This window comes from Candidatus Pelagibacter sp. HIMB1636 (assembly GCF_052047675.1).
Lineage (GTDB): Bacteria > Pseudomonadota > Alphaproteobacteria > Pelagibacterales > Pelagibacteraceae > Pelagibacter.
This window is the reverse complement of record NZ_JBNAJP010000001.1, coordinates 629,416-645,518: the sequence shown is the minus strand read 5'-3', so window position 1 is coordinate 645,518 and position 16,103 is coordinate 629,416. Positions and strand designations below refer to the sequence as shown.

Genomic DNA, 16,103 nt, shown 5'->3' with positions numbered 1-16,103 from the left:
TGATGTTGAAAGTATATTTAGCAGGAGAAATTCACACAAATTGGCGAGATGAAATTATTGATGAATGTAAAAAACAAAATTTAGACATTCAATTTTCATCTCCAGTTACTGATCACGCATCTTCAGACGATTGTGGAGTTGAAATCTTAGGTCCTGAAGAGAAAAATTTTTGGAAAGATCGAAAAGGAGCCAATATCAATTCAATTAGAACTAAAAAATCAATCAAAGAAAGCGATGTGGTCGTTGTTAAATTTGGTGAAAAATACAAACAATGGAACGCACCTTTTGATGCTGGATATGCATCTGCATTAAACAAATCTATTATAGTTATTCATAGTGATGATCATCAACATGCTCTTAAAGAGGTAGATGCTGCAGCCTCAGCAGTTGCCTCAGATCAAAAACAAGTAGTTAGAATTCTAAAATATGTTCTAGAGGGCTCTTTAAAATAAAATAATGAAATTATTAAAATCGTTATTTTTTATTATTTTTTTTATCTCAACAAATTCGTACGCCGAAATTTATAAATTAATCTCAAGTTTCATATCACTTGAAACAGTAAAGGAAGCATCTTCAAATGAGGGTGGTCCAAACTTACCTTTGGCATTATTACTAAAACCAAATTGCTCTTTTGGCACACCAAATAAATTTCTATCCATTTTATTATTGTAGTTTTTATCAACAAAAATACCGATAGCATAAGTACCATCTGGTAATTCAAATGTGTAAGTTACACTTCCAGTTTCTACATCTTCGATTACACCTTGAATAATGCCTTCTGCTGCACCACCTTTTTCACCATCATCATTTTCAAATACCTCTGCATCATCATAAATAGCTAAATGCATTTCACCTTTTTTCTCAATATTACTAACTTTCACAATTACAGTTGCAGCATAAGTATGAGATATAGTAATAAGAAACGGTAAGATAAAAATTACAAATAAATTTCGATAAAACTTAATCATGACTTTATTATTCAATGAAGCACACCCTATACCACTTCATGCAATTATGGCAATGATTGCAATAATTTTAGGTGGTATTCAACTTTCTATGAAAAAAGGTGGGGCAATTCATAAATTGTTAGGTCGTATTTGGGTAGTCTTAATGCTGATTGTAGCGATAACCTCTTTTTTCATACACGAAACAAAAATGTGGGGAGATTATAGTCCTATACATTTATTGAGTTTGTGGACAATTTTCTCTCTTGGTCTTGGAATTTACTTTGTAAGAGTTGGTAATATTAAACGTCACAAACAAGTAATGATCGCAACTTATTTTTTTGCTTTAATTCTTACAGGCTTTTTTACGCTTTACCCAGGACGTATCATGCATCAAATTTTGATAGGCTGAAAATACTAAAATTAAGATCTAATTTATACGTTTAAAGATTTTGTTAAATTGTATTTAGCTAATAATAAAAACATATCATTTAGAAACTCACCAGGTATATTTCTATCAAAACAAGTTTTGCAGCTAAGATTATCTTTGTTAATCAAGACATGAGCAAAAGCTTTATTTACATTAGAAAAAGGGTTTCCAAAATCTAGTTTTTGACCTTCTGAGAATGAAATTCTAATTATATCACTTAGCTCTTGAGACATCTTTTCTGCATCTCTAAAATTACCCTGTTCAACATTATTACAAATTTCTCTTAAAATTTTCCCAAAACAATTTGCTGAGCTTAATAAAAATCCATCATATTTTCCGTTTGGTTGTAAATGATCAAAATAATTTTCCTCTGCTCCTCTTAAAAATATTAAATCATTAAAATTAATTCCAGAATTAACAACATCATCCTCACCACTAGTGTCCTTAAATAATTGAATTCTATCTTGAAAATTGTCTTTTAAAATTTTTAATGTTTCAGGTTCAATATTGCATTTTACTACTTGAGGCAGTTGATAGATAGAAATTGGTAAATATGTATTTTCAATAATACGTTTAAAATGTGAAATAATTTCTTCTTGCTTGATGTTTTCGTCAACAGGAGCACATAAAGTTAATCCAAAAAATCCTGCAGAGGTTCCATTTTTAATTATATATCTTTCAATTATATCTGTCCGTTTTAGAACATCTTCTGTTGTTTTTCCAAATGCTCCAAATAATATTTTGATATCTTTTTTAATTAAAGAATTATCATTTAATATATCTAACCAATTGATTATTAATTCATCAGTTAAATCCCACCCATCCCCTGTAGTCCCGCATACCAAGAATTGTTTTACATATGGGTCTAACCAATTGATATGTTTTTGAATAAGCTTTTCATCTAGCTCTAAATTTTTTGTATTTTGATATTGAGAAATAATTGGAACCCAAAGTGGATCAAATGATTTAGATTTATTCATGTAATTAGTAATTACACGAAATAAAAAATAAATTTTCTCTATTATTACTAATTTATAGTTGAATATTAGTAAATTTTATAAGATATTTGATAAATATTAATAAAATTTATTAAAAATATGGATGAAATTGATAAAAAGATTGTAAAAATACTTAAAAATAACAGCAAAACTACACTTCAAAATATAAGTGAGAAAATAAATTTAAGTATTGCTCCTACAGCAAGAAGAATAAATCAATTAGAAGAAAACAATATAATTAAAAATTATTCAGTAAATATTGATGAAACCTCTCTTGGTTATAAATTTCCTGCCTTCATATTTATTAGCTTAGAAAAACAGCAATCAAAAAATTTTGATAAATTTGAGAAAAAAATTTTAAATTTCCCTGAAGTAGTTGAGTGTTGGTTAATGACTGGAGCTAAAGATTATTTAATACGAATTGCAGTTAAAGACGTTGAGGAATTTGAAGATTTTTTAACTAAAAAACTAACTGTAATAGAGGGTGTTTCTTCTGTTGAAACCTCTATACCTTTGAGAAGAGTAAAGTCGGAATACTCCCGTGTGGAATAAATTTTTCAGATATCAAACTTTTCTAATAAGAAATTGATTAGCAAATTGTAAATGAATGCAAAACTGAAAATATAAAATAGAAAAATTGCAGCTTTAGAATTAAATATGTATCCAGTGGAAGTTAAAAGAACTAAGAAAAAGCTTATCGATAAAGCAAGTTTAGATAGCGCTTTTTTCTTAAAATGAGATTTAATTTCTTTTTCCTTCATATATCCTATTAACTAAAATACTTAATATACCAATGAATTTTAAAAAATATATATGGAAATGTAGGTTGTTAGTTTTGAATACACCAAACTACACTAATCAAGAGTATAAAAATTCAAAAGATATATACCAAAAGCACATAAAAGAATTTCACAAACGATTTATTAAACTCGTTACAAAATTAGATAAAGCTAAAAACTTTAGTGTGAGTTTAATTGGTTTTGATGGAACTGAAAAAGCTAAGCTAGATACAATAAATCTTAAAAAGATATTTACCTTAGTTGATAAAATGCCAATGAATAAAATGATAAAAGATAAAAGTTTTAAACCTTTAAATCTTTCATTATTTTCTGATTATAAACCTGAGACAACTTTACATGGATTAGGTTTTAAGAATAAAGAAAAGGCGCTTTATACAGTTAAAGCAATTAAAAAAAGATCCATCAAGTATCAAGTAAATGTTATTGCAACTATGCTTGGAAGAGCAAAAAATCATCCTAACAAAACTAAAGATATGGATGATGCAATTGTAATCTTTGAAAAGTGGATGACAATGTATAAAAAAAATAAAAAAACCTAAATTAAAGAATATTATAAATTTAATTACCTATTAAAATATGACTCTAATTGAAATAGTAGCTTTAATAATTTTTTTATTTCCTCTGGCTTTTAGCCCTGGACCTGGGAACATGTTCTTTGCAGCTAATGGAGCTAGATTTGGTTTTGCTAAAACTTTATCAGCAAATTTTGGTTATCATCTTGCAACGATTATAGTTACTTTTCTTATAGGTTTTGGTTTTAATATATTTTTTTCATTTATTAATGATCAATATCAATACATTCAGATAATTGGATCATTATATGTAATCTATCTTGCCTATAAATTCTTTAAGGCAAGCACATATGAAAACAACAATCAAAATTTAAAATGTACTTTTGTTGATGGAGTTATACTTTTAGTATTTAACCCAAAAGCTTATGTGATAATTTCTTTAATGTTCACAATCTTTTTAGATGGTTCTCAAAGTTTAATTAGAATAATTTTAATCAGTACAATTTTTACATTTAATAACTGCGTGTCATTTACTCTGTGGACATTATTTGGTGACTTACTAGGTGCAAAATTTAGAAATGAAAAATATTCAAAAATATTAAACAAAATCTTCTCATTGTCTTTATTTTTGGTTGGTATATGGATGCTTTCAATTAAAATTTAAAAAAACAAAAAATGAAAAAACTTATATCTGCAATAATTCTTAGCATCTTAAGCATTAGTGCTAATGCTGATGATCAACAAACTTTTGTATTTAATAACCTACAAGGCGATTTTACGACTTGTTATAGTTATTATTTATTGTCTGAAGAAGGTTTTAAAAAAAGTGGTAGTGCTAACGATGAAACTATAGCAGGACTTAATAAATCAGCAGATTTATCATTAGAATCTGTTTTTATGATTGGTCAGCAATTAGGTATGAACACAGATACAATGAGAAATATAGTTAAAATTTCCCTTGAAAGCATGAAAAAAGAGATGGGTGAAGATTATAAAAACTTTTCAAAAGTTTTAGATAAATACGGAATATTTTGTAAGGACTTAATAGAAAAAACAGACGACAGAGTTGTATTCTGGGAAGATAAATTTAAGTAAATTATTATTTAGATAATTAAGGGTTATGTTAACCTAACGTTAACTAATGAGTAATATTTATCATTCAGATATTTATCAGTTCAACAAACCTGTTCCTAGTTATTGGGAAGCAACCTCAAGTGAGAATTTAAATTTAGAGAAACTTCAAAAAGATATTAGTTCTGAAATAGTGGTAATTGGTGGAGGTTACACAGGTTTACTTTGTGCAATTAACTTAATTGAAAATTATAATTTAGATATAGTTTTAGTTGAGGCTGGAAAAGTAGGTTGGGGTGCTTCATCTCGTAATGCAGGATTTTGCTGCCTTCCTCCAAGCAAGATGTCTTATAAAAAAATGCAATCTGTTTATGGAACAGAGGAGACTAGAAAATTTTTTAAAAATTCTGTTGAAGGAGCTAATTACACTAAAGAATTAATTGAAAATTATAATATTGATTGTGATGTGACTGGTGAAAATAACTTTGTTGTAGCTCATCACAAAAATAAATTTGATCAAATCAAAGAGCAAGCTGAAGTTTATAAATCTGAATTTGGAATAGAAACTAAAGTATATTCAAAAGAAGAATTTGATGAAGTAGGTCATGGTGGAACTGAGCAATTTGGAGCTTTTTCATATAAACCAGGATTTGCAATCAATCCTTTAAAATTCATAAATGGACTTGCAAAGCATGCTTTATCTAAAAAGTTAAAAATCTATGAATACACAAAAGTTGAAAAAATTGAAAAAGAAAATGGTTCTTATCTTTTAAGAACCAATGAAGGCTCAATAAAAACAAAAAAAATTGTAGTTGCAACTAACGGATTTTATCAAGAAGGATTAATTCCTGAAATGGATGGAAAGGTGTTACCTGTTATTTCAAATATTATAGTAACAAGAACACTTACAGATGAAGAGCTTAGCTTACATAATTTTAATACTTACGCTCCAATAGCTAATTCTAAAAACCTTTTATATTATTATCGAAAGTTACCTGATAATCGAATTTTGTTTGGTACTAGAGGAGATTTTGAAGGAAGCAACCAATCAAATCAAAACAGAGCAAATGATATGGAAAAATTTTTAAAAAATATTTTTCCTAAATGGAGCAATGTTACAATTGATTATAATTGGAGAGGTTTGATTGCATTATCTCAAAAACTTACTCCTTCAATTGGCAAAATAGATAATGAAGAAATTTATTATGGATTTGGTTATAGCGGTGTAGGTGTAAGCGCTGCTCCTTGGACTGGAAAACAATTATCAAAGTTAGTTTTTTCATCAAATAGTAAAGATTTAGATATTTCGTTAATTTACAAAGGTTTACCTAAGAAATTTATTTTCCCACAATTAAGAGTATTTTATTTCAAATTAGCAGTGTGGTTTTATAGAATTAAGGATAAGTTTAATATTTAATGATTGAGTTTATAGATATATTTTTTAATCAATACTTAAGGATATTGGTAGGCATTGTCCTTGTAGGTCTTATATTATTTTCTTTGTATTTTAAGTTTAAAAAATAATTTTTTCCTATCTTGTTAATTTTTTGATTGATTAGACTCATTATTTGCAATTTGATAAATATCTAAAAACAATGTTGAATTACCTTAATAAAATTAAATCTTTAAAAAACATTAATAAAGAGTCTGTTATCCATAATAATTTTTTAATTATTAAAGATAAAAATATTGAAATTTATTATGCACCTTTTGATTATATTAATCCTAAAGCAAAAATAATGATTGTAGGTATAACACCTGGTTTACAGCAAATGCTAAAAAGTTATGATGTAATTAATAAAGAGGGTTCTCTTCAAGAAGTAAAAAATCAGTCAAGTTTTAAAGGAAGCATGCGAACAGGATTAATTAAATACTTAGATGAACTTAAGATAAATAATATTTTAAAAATAAAATCATCTGAAAGCTTATTTGATAAAGATAGTAAATATTTACATACAACATCATTAGTTAAATACCCCGTATTTGACAAAGGAAAAAACTATTCTGGTGCCAACATTCTAAAAAAAGAATTATTGATCAATTTTATTGAAAAAAACTTCCTCAAAGAACTAAAGCAATTTAAAAATGCAATTATTATTCCTCTAGGAAATACAGTTTCTTCTACAATTCAATATCTGGAGGATAAATATAATCTCAATTTAAAGTGTTTTTTGAAAGGTTTTCCTCATCCTTCAGGTGCAAACGCAAGGAAAAATATTCAATTTAGAGAAAACAAGTCCTCAATGATGAATGCCTTAACAAAATGTCACAAAGATTAAAATTTTGCCACGTCAATGAGGGGTTGTGATAAATATGATATTAAATTAAAATATAAAATATGCTTAGTTATATTGTTCCATTTTTAATTCTTATTTTAGTTGTTGTATTCATCCATGAATATGGACACTATTATTTTGCAAGAAAATATGGAGTAGGGGTTACTGATTTTTCTATTGGATTTGGTAAAGAATTATTTGGTTGGAATGATAAACATGGAACTAGATGGAAAGTATGTGCAATTCCTCTAGGTGGATATGTTAAGTTTTTTGGGGATCGTAATGTTTATTCACAAGCTGATCATGAAGAAATTTTAGAAAAATATAATGAAAAGGAAAGAGATAAATTATTTATTTTAAAACCTTTATATCAAAGAGTTTTAATTGTATTTGGTGGCCCTTTAGCTAACTTTTTATTAGCTTTAGCAATCTTCTTTTGCATTTATACTTTTGTTGGAAAAGATTTTACTCCTGCTGTAATTAGCGAAGTTCAAAAAGATAGTCCTGCAATGGTCGGAGGCTTAAAAAACCAAGATATTATTTTAGAAATTGATGGCAATGAAGTTAAAAGCATCATGGAAGTCTCAAAATATATCACAATGTCAACGTCAGACTATATAGATTTTAAAGTAAAGCGTTCTTACGAAGAATTAATTTTAAAAATAAAACCTAATATTGTTGAAGGTGAAGATGGTTTAGGAAATAAAATTAATAAAAGAATGGTTGGTATAAAATTAAGTGCTTACAATGATAAAATTAATCATGTTAAATTAGGACCAGCACAAGCATTGTATCATGCAGCAAACGAAGTCTATTTTGTCAGTGTTTCTTCTTTAAAATACATCGGTGGAATGATCATGGGTAAAGCAGACACCTCGCAACTTGGTGGCCCTATAAGGATTGCAAAGATCTCAGGACAAGTTGCAACCTTTGGAGTGTTAGCTTTTATTAGTATGATGGCTTATATTTCAATAAGTTTAGGCTTAATAAACCTGTTTCCGATACCAATGTTAGATGGTGGACACTTAATGTTTTATGCATTTGAAAAGGTTTTGGGTCGACCCTTGTCCCAGAAAACACAGGAAGGCTTTTTTCGAATCGGATTGTTTTTGTTGCTATCATTGATGTTTTTCACAACATTTAATGACCTAAAAGACCTTGGTTTATTTAGATAATTTAAATTTCTAAATTGTTAAAAAGATCAATAAAATCAACGTTTATTTAATTTTTAACAAGATATTGTGTGTCTTATTAATAAAGACACTAAAAAAAAGCTTGATTTATCAACGTTTATGACAAGTATCAATATTAACCAACAAAACCGGAGCTAAAATGAACAAAAAACAACTAGTAGCAAAGCTTTCTGGCTCATTAAACTTGAGCAAAGCAGACGCTGAGCGAACTTTTGATACAATTACCAACACTATTTTAGATGCACTAAAAGGTGATGATTCAGTAAAAATCGCTGGATTTGGTACGTACAAAGTAGCTAAAAGAAAAGCTAGAGTTGGAAGAAACCCAAGAACTGGTGAGCAGATTCAAATCGCTGCTTCTCAGAAAGTAAAATTCTTACCAGCGAAAGCTTTAAAAGAAGTATTCAATAGATAATATTTTTTTAACAGCCCTAACGTAATGTAAAAATACGTTTAGGGCTGTTACTATATGCAAAAACTGCATACCCAATTTTCCTAATCAGCGTTAGTTTTTAAATTTTTTGAATTTATAAACCACCACTTTAACAAGTGGAGGTCTTATGACTAAAATAATAAAGAGAATGTCTGCACCATTACTAAGTTTAGTATTTTTACTAAACATGAGTAGTGCGGGTATGGCAGAGACAACAGTTTCTGCTGAAGTGGGGTTTATATTTAACACTCTACTATTTTTAATTTGTGGTTTCCTTGTCATGTTCATGGCAGCAGGTTTTGCAATGTTAGAATCTGGGATGGTAACTTCAAGAAGTGTTTCAGTAATTTGCGCAAAGAATATTGGTTTGTACGCAATTGCTGGAATTATGTTTTGGCTAGTTGGTTACAACTTAGCTTATGGTATTCCAGAAGGCGGATATATTGGATCGTTTACACCATGGTCAGATGCAAGTGCAATTGACACTGGTTATTCAGATGGTTCGGACTGGTTCTTCCAAATGGTATTCTGTGCAACGACAGTTTCAATTTGTTCAGGTGCTATGGCTGAAAGGATCAAGTTATGGCCGTTCTTCTTATTTGCAGCTATCTTAGCTGGAATTATTTATCCAATCGTAATGGGTTGGCAGTGGGGTGGAGGCTGGTTAGCAGAACTAGGCTTCTCTGATTTCGCTGGTTCAACACTAGTTCACTCAACAGGTGGTGCAGCTGCTTTAGCTGGTATTATGTTGTTAGGTGCTAGAAGTGGAAGATTTGACAGTAAAGGTCAACCAAAAGCGTTACAACCTTTTGCTGCATCTTCAATTCCATTAGTGACAATAGGTGTATTCATCCTATGGTTAGGTTGGTTTGGATTTAATGGTGGTTCACAATTAGCATTAGGTACTTTTGACGATGCAGTTGCGATCTCATCAATCTTTATCAATACAAATCTTGCAGCATGTGGTGGAGTAATGGCCGCTGGTATCATTACAAGATTAATGTACGGTAAAACAGATGTAATTCAAATGTTAAACGGAGCAATTGGTGGTCTAGTAGCAATCACTGCAGAACCATTAGCACCATCTCCATTTGCAGCAATTTTAATTGGAGCTGTTGGTGGATTAATCGTAGTGTTTGGAACTAAATTATTATTTAGCTTTAAACTTGATGATGTTGTAGGTGCAATCCCAGCTCACTTATTTGCTGGAATTTGGGGAACACTTGCAGTGCCATTAACAAACGCTGATGCATCGTTCAGTGCACAATTAATTGGTGTACTTTCAATTAACATTTTTGTGTTTGCTGTGTCTTACATCGTATGGTCAATAATGAAAGGTACTTTTGGAATCAGATTAAGTAAAGAAGCTGAAACTAAAGGTACAGACGTTACTGAAACAGGTGTAATTGCTTACGCAATACGTGACTAATTGCATGCAATATAGAGGCTCTTCGATCTCCATGTCGTTATCTCATTGAAGAGCCTCTAAACAAAGAATTAACTTATATCTCTCTCTAGTTAGTTAATAACCAAAGGCCCCAGAAATGGGGCCTTTTTTTTACACATATGCTTATTTCTCATAACTCTTTTGATCTATCAGCAGTACTTAAAATTCAATTATTTATTAAAACGACAAGATCAAAAAAAGGAGAGATAATGATTAATCATTTAAAAAAAATATCATTGAGCTTATTAATATTTTTAAGCTTTACTAATTTAGCTTCAGCAGAAACAACAATGTCAGCTGAAGGACAATATATTTTCAATTCATTAGGATTTTATCTTGGTGGTGTTTTAGTTGCATTCATGGCAGCAGGTTTCTGTATGCTTGAAAGTGGACTAGTTACAACTAAAAGTGTCTCTACAATTGCAGCAAAGAATATAGGTAAGTTTGCAATTTGTTCATTAATATTTTTTTTCTGTGGTTATAATTTAGCTTACGGAATTCCTGAAGGTGGATTTATTGGCTCATTCTCAATGTGGAGCGATGCTTCAGAACTTTCAACAGGGTATTCAGACTATTCTGATTGGTTTTTTCAAACAATGTTTGTTTGTGCAACTGCATCAATTGTATCTGGTGCTGTAGCAGAAAGAATTAAAATTTGGCCATTTTTCATTTTTGCAGCAATCATGGCTGGTATCATCTATCCTATTTCAATGGGATGGCAGTGGGGTGGAGGTTGGTTAGCAACTTCAGGTTTTTCTGATTTTGCTGGCTCAACTTTAGTTCATGCATGTGGTGGTGCAGCTGCTTTAGCAGGTGTAATATTATTGGGCGCAAGAGAAGGAAGATTTAATAAAAAAGGTGAAACAAAATCTTTAGTACCTTTTGCGGCATCTTCAATACCACTTGTCACATTAGGAACTTTCCTATTATGGTTTGGTTGGTTTGGATTTAATGGTTTTAGTCAACTTGCAATGGGAACGTTCGATGATGTGAATGCAATTAGTAAAATTGCGGTTAACACTCACTTAGCGGGAGCTGCTGGTACTGTTACTGCTGCAGTCGTTACAAGATTATTAGGTGGTAAAACAGATATCGTAATGATGCTTAATGGAGCATTAGCAGGTTTGGTTGCAATTACAGCAGAACCTTTAACTCCAAGTCCAGTGCTTGCAATTGCTATTGGAGCTGTTGGATCAATCATCATGTACTTTGGTACAAAGTTTTTAGAAAGCAAAAAAATTGATGATGTTGTAGGTGCAATTCCTGTTCATTTATTTGCTGGTATCTTTGGAACTTTGGTTGTGCCTTTAAGTAATCCAGATACAAACTTTGGAACTCAGTTAACAGGTGTAATAGCAGTATGTGCATTTAGTTTCATACTTTCTTACATCACATTTAAAGTTCTAAAACAAACAATTGGTCTTAGAATTAGTTCTCAAGCTGAAAAACTTGGAACTGATGTTGCGGAAGTTGGTGTGAAAGCTTACGCAATAAGAGACTAAAATATCTCTCAATATATAACAATTAAAGGCTCCTTAGAAATAAGGGGCCTTTTTTTATTTTTAAATATCTTTTAATGTTTCTAGGACTTCTTTGGCATGATCTTTTACTTTAACGTTTTCCCAGATTTTTAGGATTTTACCTTTTTTATCAATTAAAAAAGTTGTTCTATTTATCCCCATAAATTCACGGCCCATAAATTTTTTCTTACCCCAGACTTTGTATTTTTTTAATACCTTGATTTCTTCATCTGCAAGTAGATCAAATTTAATTTTGTATTTATCTCTGAATTTATCATGGCTTTTTAAGCTATCTTTTGAAATCCCATATACTTCACAACCCAGCTTTTTAAATTTAGCTAATAATTTATTAAAATCATTAGTTTCAATTGTGCATCCAGGTGTATCATCTTTTGGGTAGAAATATAGAACCACATATTTCCCAAGTGAGTCTTTTAAAGAATATTTGTCTTTTGAAGTTGACGGTATTACAAATGCCGGAGCTTTTGAGTTAATTTTTAATGTCATATTTTATTTTTTTCCCACATTCTAATCCAATCTTTTACTGGTGACAAACCATATATTGAATTTGTATTTGTAACATGAAGACCTAGGGAAGGCATTGGTGTAAAACATTTTATTTTTTCATACAAATGATGAAGAGGTTTTTCATAGGGATCATAATTGTTTAAAAACATATCTTCATAATAATTCCAATATTTTTTTAATGTTTTTTTAGAGATTAAATAAGTGCACAAAGATTGATTAACTTGTCTCCAATGTTTTTTAAAACCAATTAAATTTACTGTATAATCAACATTAATATAAAGGTAAGGATAATCAACAGGACACATTATTATCTCTTCATTTAATTGAGTTGATATTTTTTCATAACTATAAATCATTTCTGTTAGTGCATCATGATCATGAATATAGTCATCTTCCACAAAGTACAATAAGTCATAGTCAGAATTAATAGCAAAATTTTTAGACTCAAAAATATGTGAATTATGAGCAAGCATTCTTGGATTATTTTTAAATTTCATTTTATGAAAGTATTTTTCTTTATTTAAATTTGTAAACTCAAAATCAATTTTATTGTTAGAACAAATTTGGTTTATTTGTTTTTTTACTTCTAAGGTAGAATTGTCATCAATAATTTTAAGAAAAATTTTAAAATTACTAAATTCATTTTTAAGATTTATGATGTTTTTACAGATTGAGTTTAAAGATCTAAATGTGTACTCTTTTTTTTCCTTTTCAAATAGTCTTTTTTTATTTTGACTTAGAAGCTTATCCTCATTAGTAAAAGATCTAAAAATTATTAATAAACTATTAACTTTTCTTTTAATCTTAACTTCACCCAGTGGTAGAGATATACTTTTTTTATTTAAGATATTTAAATTATCGTTAATTTGTTTATCATTTGTTGGAAGAATTAGCTTGTTTTGATCAATTAGCTCATATCCTAATTTTCTGTTTAATTTGATGAGTAATTTTTTGAAGAAATTTAATTTTTTTAAATTTATTTTTTTCATATAACAAAAAGTATTTTTTTTCTTGTTTACATGATAATTATAATAATTGTTATAAAATTAAAAATTACAATATTTAATTTAATATTATGAGTGATATAAAAACTATAAATGCCGATGAAGCTTATCAATTGGTTCAAGAAAACAAATGTAATCTAATTGATATTAGAGAATTAAATGAATTAGAACTCACTGGAAGAGTGGAAGGAGCCAACCATATACCTATGGGTAATTTAGAAACTCTTCTTGATCCTCATAGTGATGTTTTTAAGGATGGCCAAATTGACATAGACAAAGAGGTAGTTTTGTTTTGTGCTGGAGGAATTAGATCTGAAATGTCAGTAAAATCTTTAACTAAAAAAGGTTTCAAAAACATCTCCCACATTGAAGGTGGTTTTGGATCTATCAGTAATAGTAGTTTTAAAATAATTTAAATATTTTTAAATTCATCTAAAGCGTATTCCAGACGGTCCTGTCCCCAAAAAATTTTATTATTAACTATAAAAGTTGGAGCACCAAATACTTCTTTGTCAAACGCTTCTTGCGTTAATTCTTTTAATTTATCTTTAATGTCTTGTTTATTAATAGAGTTAAAAAATTCATTGTCTTCAATTTTTAATTTTTTTAATAGTATTTTGATATTTTCTTCATTAGATAAATCTTGATCTTCTTTCCAATAAGCATCAAAAAAGTTATTTAAGTACTCTTCCTTTTTACTATCATCAATACTGAGGTAACCTCTCATTATACCTAAAGAGTTAATTGGAAATTTAGAATTCCATTTGAAACTTATGTTATTTTTTTTTGAAACAAGCTCACAATCATTTTGCATATTTTTCATTTTATATTTGTTAAATGCAGGAGCAGTAATACCTGCTAGGTTATGAAGACCACCTAATAATATTGGTTTCAATTTATAATTTACATTATTAATTTTTAAAATTTTTTTATACGCGATGTAAGCGTAAGGACTAATAATATCGAAGTAAAAATCTATATGATTACTCATATAGATTTAATTTTTTGGAGTAAAAAATTCTAATTATCCAATAAATAAACAAACCAATAGGACCAATTAAATATGTAATTATTAAAGGAACTGACATTAACACTTTATTTACGTAGTATTTTTGAGAGTCTTTAACCATCCATCCACCAACAAATAAATTTATAGATATAAAATGAGTCCAGAAAAGAGTTAGATATAGATTATCCTCAAACAGTCGAGATAACTCAACCAAACCAAGGTACAAACTAAAATTAGCATCGAAGTCATAACCAACGATGAAAGATCTGTATAAAATGTAAATATAAACCCCACTTAATAATAGAAATGGAAATATAGTAGTTACTACATACCTACTTAAGTGTGACTGGGGAAAAACTATTAAGATAAACCAAAAAGGTATAACTCCTAAATTGATCCACATATACAGCACATCAATTGTGAAATAGTTATAAATTTGTTCGATCATATTTATATTATATAAAATCTAACGATGATTCCTATAAGAAATAAAAGAAAAACACTTCAAATTACTGTTGATGAAATGAGGAATTTTGCATTTGCTTATGTTGAAAAATATGCACCTTCAAAACAACAACTTAAAACATATTTATTAAAAAAATATATGAAACTCTCTGCAACAGACTCTCGAAAAAAAGATGTAAATAAATTAATCGATATTGTTCTATCTGATCTAGAAAAAAATAAATTTATCAATGATCAATTTTATTCAGAAAGTAAAGCAAAGAGTATGATCCAAAGAGGAAATTCGATAAATAAAATTAGAAATTATTTAATGGGAAAGGGAATAGATGATGGTTTTATCAAGGATACAGTTGAGAAAATAAAACAAGATAATTCTGATCAGGATTTCTTTTCAGCAATAAAATTATGCAAGAAAAAGAGAATAGGTCCAGCAAGAGCAGAGGATAATAGAACTTTGTTTTATAAAAAAGATATTTCTTTACTAGCAAGAAACGGATTTGATTTTGAAACATCAAAAAAAGTAATGGATATTGATAAAAATGAATATGAAAAGATAATTAAATTACTTTGATTTTCTTTTTTTCTCTTCATCAACAAGATGATTTATTTTGTTTCTAATATAATTTTTAACAAAAACAAAAACTAGTAATCCAAAAATTGAGACAGATACTATTATAATTAAAATAATTCTTAATTGCTCATCCATTAAATTATATTTTTACTTTTTAAAATTAAACTAGGATTTTTTAAATCTTTCTTACCATATAAAATCTCATTCCCATTAAAGTCTCTAACAGACCCTCCTGCATTTTCTAAAATTGCATGTCCTGCCGCAATATCCCACTCGTAAGCTCTAGGTTCCGCAACATAACCATCAAACTCACATGCAGCAACAACACAAAATTTTAAAGAACTTTTCATTCTAGTATGCTCCTTAACACCTAACTCATCATAAATTTTTTGTATCTCAGGTTTAATTTTATTGCTGTAAGAAATGAAATTAAGTGGCTCAGTTCTTTTAGATGGTAACTCAGAAAGGTTTATTGTTTTTTCTTTAGTAAACTCAAAAGATCTGCCTTTCCCATATGAATAAAACATTCTTTTTTTAGCAGGTGCATTTATTAATCCTGCAACAGGTTTATTGTTGATAATTAAACCTGCATTAATAGTAAATTCCTCTAAATTGTTTATGTAATCATAGGTTCCATCAATAGGATCCACCAACCAAAAATCTTTTAATTTAGAATTATCTTTGTTTTCAGAAGTTTCTTCTGAAATAATTGGAATATCAGGTGTTACTTTTGATATTTCAGAAGATATGAAATTATTTACTTCAATATCACCATTACTTACCGGTGTATTGTCAGATTTAATTTCTTTACTTAATCCTTTTTCTCTAAGCTGAAGAGATAAGTTTCCTGCTGATAAAAAAGTATCAACTAAATCCTCAATAATTTTTTGTAAGTCCATCTT

The 16,103-nt window shown here is 28.8% G+C and carries 23 protein-coding genes; 14 read left to right on the top strand and 9 right to left on the bottom strand.

All coding sequences use genetic code 11. From position 1 onward, the window contains the following. Positions 1-2: 2 nt before the first annotated feature. Entirely contained in the window at positions 3-452 is a 450-nt protein-coding gene (locus ACTTA6_RS03460) for a YtoQ family protein (protein WP_440614520.1), read from the top strand. A gap of 69 nt (positions 453-521) precedes the next feature. On the opposite strand, the gene ACTTA6_RS03455 is transcribed toward ACTTA6_RS03460, so the two are convergent. Further along, positions 522-983, bottom strand: coding sequence for a DUF2141 domain-containing protein (locus ACTTA6_RS03455; RefSeq protein ID WP_440680381.1), 462 nt, complete (start codon positions 981-983; stop codon positions 522-524). On the opposite strand from ACTTA6_RS03455, the gene ACTTA6_RS03450 reads away from it, so the two are divergent. Then, on the top strand, positions 967-1,356 hold the full coding sequence (locus ACTTA6_RS03450) for a DUF2306 domain-containing protein (RefSeq protein ID WP_440614518.1): 390 nt from the start codon (positions 967-969) through the stop codon (positions 1,354-1,356). The genes ACTTA6_RS03455 and ACTTA6_RS03450 overlap by 17 nt on opposite strands. Positions 1,357-1,379: 23 nt before the next feature. Here ACTTA6_RS03450 and ACTTA6_RS03445 read toward each other — a convergent pair whose 3' ends face one another. Next, positions 1,380-2,354 carry a dihydrodipicolinate synthase family protein gene (locus tag ACTTA6_RS03445; RefSeq protein ID WP_440614517.1) on the bottom strand — a complete coding sequence of 325 codons (975 nt, stop codon included), beginning with the start codon at positions 2,352-2,354 and terminating at the stop codon, positions 1,380-1,382. 117 nt (positions 2,355-2,471) lie between these two features. On the opposite strand from ACTTA6_RS03445, the gene ACTTA6_RS03440 reads away from it, so the two are divergent. Next, positions 2,472-2,924, top strand: coding sequence for an Lrp/AsnC family transcriptional regulator (locus tag ACTTA6_RS03440; protein ID WP_440614516.1), 453 nt, complete (start codon positions 2,472-2,474; stop codon positions 2,922-2,924). Between the two features lie 5 nt (positions 2,925-2,929). On the opposite strand, the gene ACTTA6_RS03435 is transcribed toward ACTTA6_RS03440, so the two are convergent. Then, a complete protein-coding gene (locus ACTTA6_RS03435; protein ID WP_440654396.1) occupies positions 2,930-3,133 on the bottom strand; it encodes a hypothetical protein in 204 nt (67 codons plus the stop codon). Between the two features lie 32 nt (positions 3,134-3,165). On the opposite strand from ACTTA6_RS03435, the gene ACTTA6_RS03430 reads away from it, so the two are divergent. From ACTTA6_RS03430 to ACTTA6_RS03390, 9 genes are all read left to right on the top strand, one after another. After that, the gene (locus tag ACTTA6_RS03430) at positions 3,166-3,711 is read left to right on the top strand and encodes a DUF4174 domain-containing protein (protein ID WP_440614515.1); all 546 of its coding nucleotides are present in this window, start codon (positions 3,166-3,168) and stop codon (positions 3,709-3,711) included. A 37-nt stretch (positions 3,712-3,748) separates the two neighbouring features. Next, complete coding sequence (locus ACTTA6_RS03425; RefSeq protein ID WP_440614514.1) at positions 3,749-4,348, top strand: LysE family translocator; 600 nt, start codon at positions 3,749-3,751, stop codon at positions 4,346-4,348. 11 nt (positions 4,349-4,359) lie between these two features. Next, complete coding sequence (locus ACTTA6_RS03420; protein WP_440614513.1) at positions 4,360-4,779, top strand: hypothetical protein; 420 nt, start codon at positions 4,360-4,362, stop codon at positions 4,777-4,779. A gap of 46 nt (positions 4,780-4,825) precedes the next feature. Then, positions 4,826-6,172 carry an NAD(P)/FAD-dependent oxidoreductase gene (locus ACTTA6_RS03415; RefSeq protein WP_440614512.1) on the top strand — a complete coding sequence of 449 codons (1,347 nt, stop codon included), beginning with the start codon at positions 4,826-4,828 and terminating at the stop codon, positions 6,170-6,172. 178 nt (positions 6,173-6,350) lie between these two features. Then, a complete protein-coding gene (locus ACTTA6_RS03410; protein ID WP_440614511.1) occupies positions 6,351-7,034 on the top strand; it encodes a uracil-DNA glycosylase family protein in 684 nt (227 codons plus the stop codon). Positions 7,035-7,093: 59 nt separating this feature from the next. Further along, positions 7,094-8,206: an RIP metalloprotease RseP gene (gene rseP, locus ACTTA6_RS03405; protein WP_440614510.1), complete on the top strand. Its 1,113-nt coding sequence runs from the start codon at positions 7,094-7,096 to the stop codon at positions 8,204-8,206. A 157-nt stretch (positions 8,207-8,363) separates the two neighbouring features. Continuing rightward, positions 8,364-8,639: an HU family DNA-binding protein gene (locus tag ACTTA6_RS03400; RefSeq protein WP_075506581.1), complete on the top strand. Its 276-nt coding sequence runs from the start codon at positions 8,364-8,366 to the stop codon at positions 8,637-8,639. Positions 8,640-8,784: 145 nt separating this feature from the next. Further along, on the top strand, positions 8,785-10,086 hold the full coding sequence (locus ACTTA6_RS03395; RefSeq protein ID WP_440614509.1) for an ammonium transporter: 1,302 nt from the start codon (positions 8,785-8,787) through the stop codon (positions 10,084-10,086). 227 nt (positions 10,087-10,313) lie between these two features. Continuing rightward, positions 10,314-11,606 (top strand): ammonium transporter, encoded by a 1,293-nt coding sequence (locus ACTTA6_RS03390; protein WP_440614682.1) that lies wholly within the window; start codon positions 10,314-10,316, stop codon positions 11,604-11,606. Between the two features lie 60 nt (positions 11,607-11,666). Here ACTTA6_RS03390 and bcp read toward each other — a convergent pair whose 3' ends face one another. Both bcp and ACTTA6_RS03380 read right to left on the bottom strand, forming a co-directional pair. After that, the gene (gene bcp, locus ACTTA6_RS03385) at positions 11,667-12,131 is read right to left on the bottom strand and encodes a thioredoxin-dependent thiol peroxidase (protein ID WP_440614508.1); all 465 of its coding nucleotides are present in this window, start codon (positions 12,129-12,131) and stop codon (positions 11,667-11,669) included. Continuing rightward, the gene (locus tag ACTTA6_RS03380; RefSeq protein ID WP_440614507.1) at positions 12,128-13,141 is read right to left on the bottom strand and encodes a rhamnosyl transferase; all 1,014 of its coding nucleotides are present in this window, start codon (positions 13,139-13,141) and stop codon (positions 12,128-12,130) included. The genes bcp and ACTTA6_RS03380 overlap by 4 nt, the downstream gene beginning before the upstream one ends. An 86-nt stretch (positions 13,142-13,227) precedes the next feature. Between ACTTA6_RS03380 and ACTTA6_RS03375 the strand changes: the two genes are divergently transcribed. Continuing rightward, a complete protein-coding gene (locus ACTTA6_RS03375) occupies positions 13,228-13,572 on the top strand; it encodes a rhodanese-like domain-containing protein (RefSeq protein ID WP_440614506.1) in 345 nt (114 codons plus the stop codon). On the opposite strand, the gene ACTTA6_RS03370 is transcribed toward ACTTA6_RS03375, so the two are convergent. Continuing rightward, entirely contained in the window at positions 13,569-14,147 is a 579-nt protein-coding gene (locus ACTTA6_RS03370; protein ID WP_440614505.1) for a 2-hydroxychromene-2-carboxylate isomerase, read from the bottom strand. The two genes, ACTTA6_RS03375 and ACTTA6_RS03370, sit on opposite strands and share 4 nt — an antisense overlap. After that, positions 14,140-14,613, bottom strand: coding sequence for an ABA4-like family protein (locus ACTTA6_RS03365; protein ID WP_440614504.1), 474 nt, complete (start codon positions 14,611-14,613; stop codon positions 14,140-14,142). The genes ACTTA6_RS03370 and ACTTA6_RS03365 overlap by 8 nt, the downstream gene beginning before the upstream one ends. Before the next feature lie 24 nt (positions 14,614-14,637). Here ACTTA6_RS03365 and ACTTA6_RS03360 point away from each other — a divergent pair, with 24 nt between their 5' ends. Further along, positions 14,638-15,201 carry a regulatory protein RecX gene (locus tag ACTTA6_RS03360; protein WP_440614503.1) on the top strand — a complete coding sequence of 188 codons (564 nt, stop codon included), beginning with the start codon at positions 14,638-14,640 and terminating at the stop codon, positions 15,199-15,201. On the opposite strand, the gene ACTTA6_RS03355 is transcribed toward ACTTA6_RS03360, so the two are convergent. Beyond that, positions 15,193-15,336 (bottom strand): hypothetical protein, encoded by a 144-nt coding sequence (locus tag ACTTA6_RS03355; RefSeq protein WP_440614502.1) that lies wholly within the window; start codon positions 15,334-15,336, stop codon positions 15,193-15,195. The two genes, ACTTA6_RS03360 and ACTTA6_RS03355, sit on opposite strands and share 9 nt — an antisense overlap. Further along, a complete protein-coding gene (locus tag ACTTA6_RS03350; RefSeq protein WP_440614501.1) occupies positions 15,336-16,100 on the bottom strand; it encodes a 3'(2'),5'-bisphosphate nucleotidase CysQ family protein in 765 nt (254 codons plus the stop codon). The genes ACTTA6_RS03355 and ACTTA6_RS03350 overlap by 1 nt, the downstream gene beginning before the upstream one ends. Between the last annotated feature and the right edge of the window lie 3 nt (positions 16,101-16,103).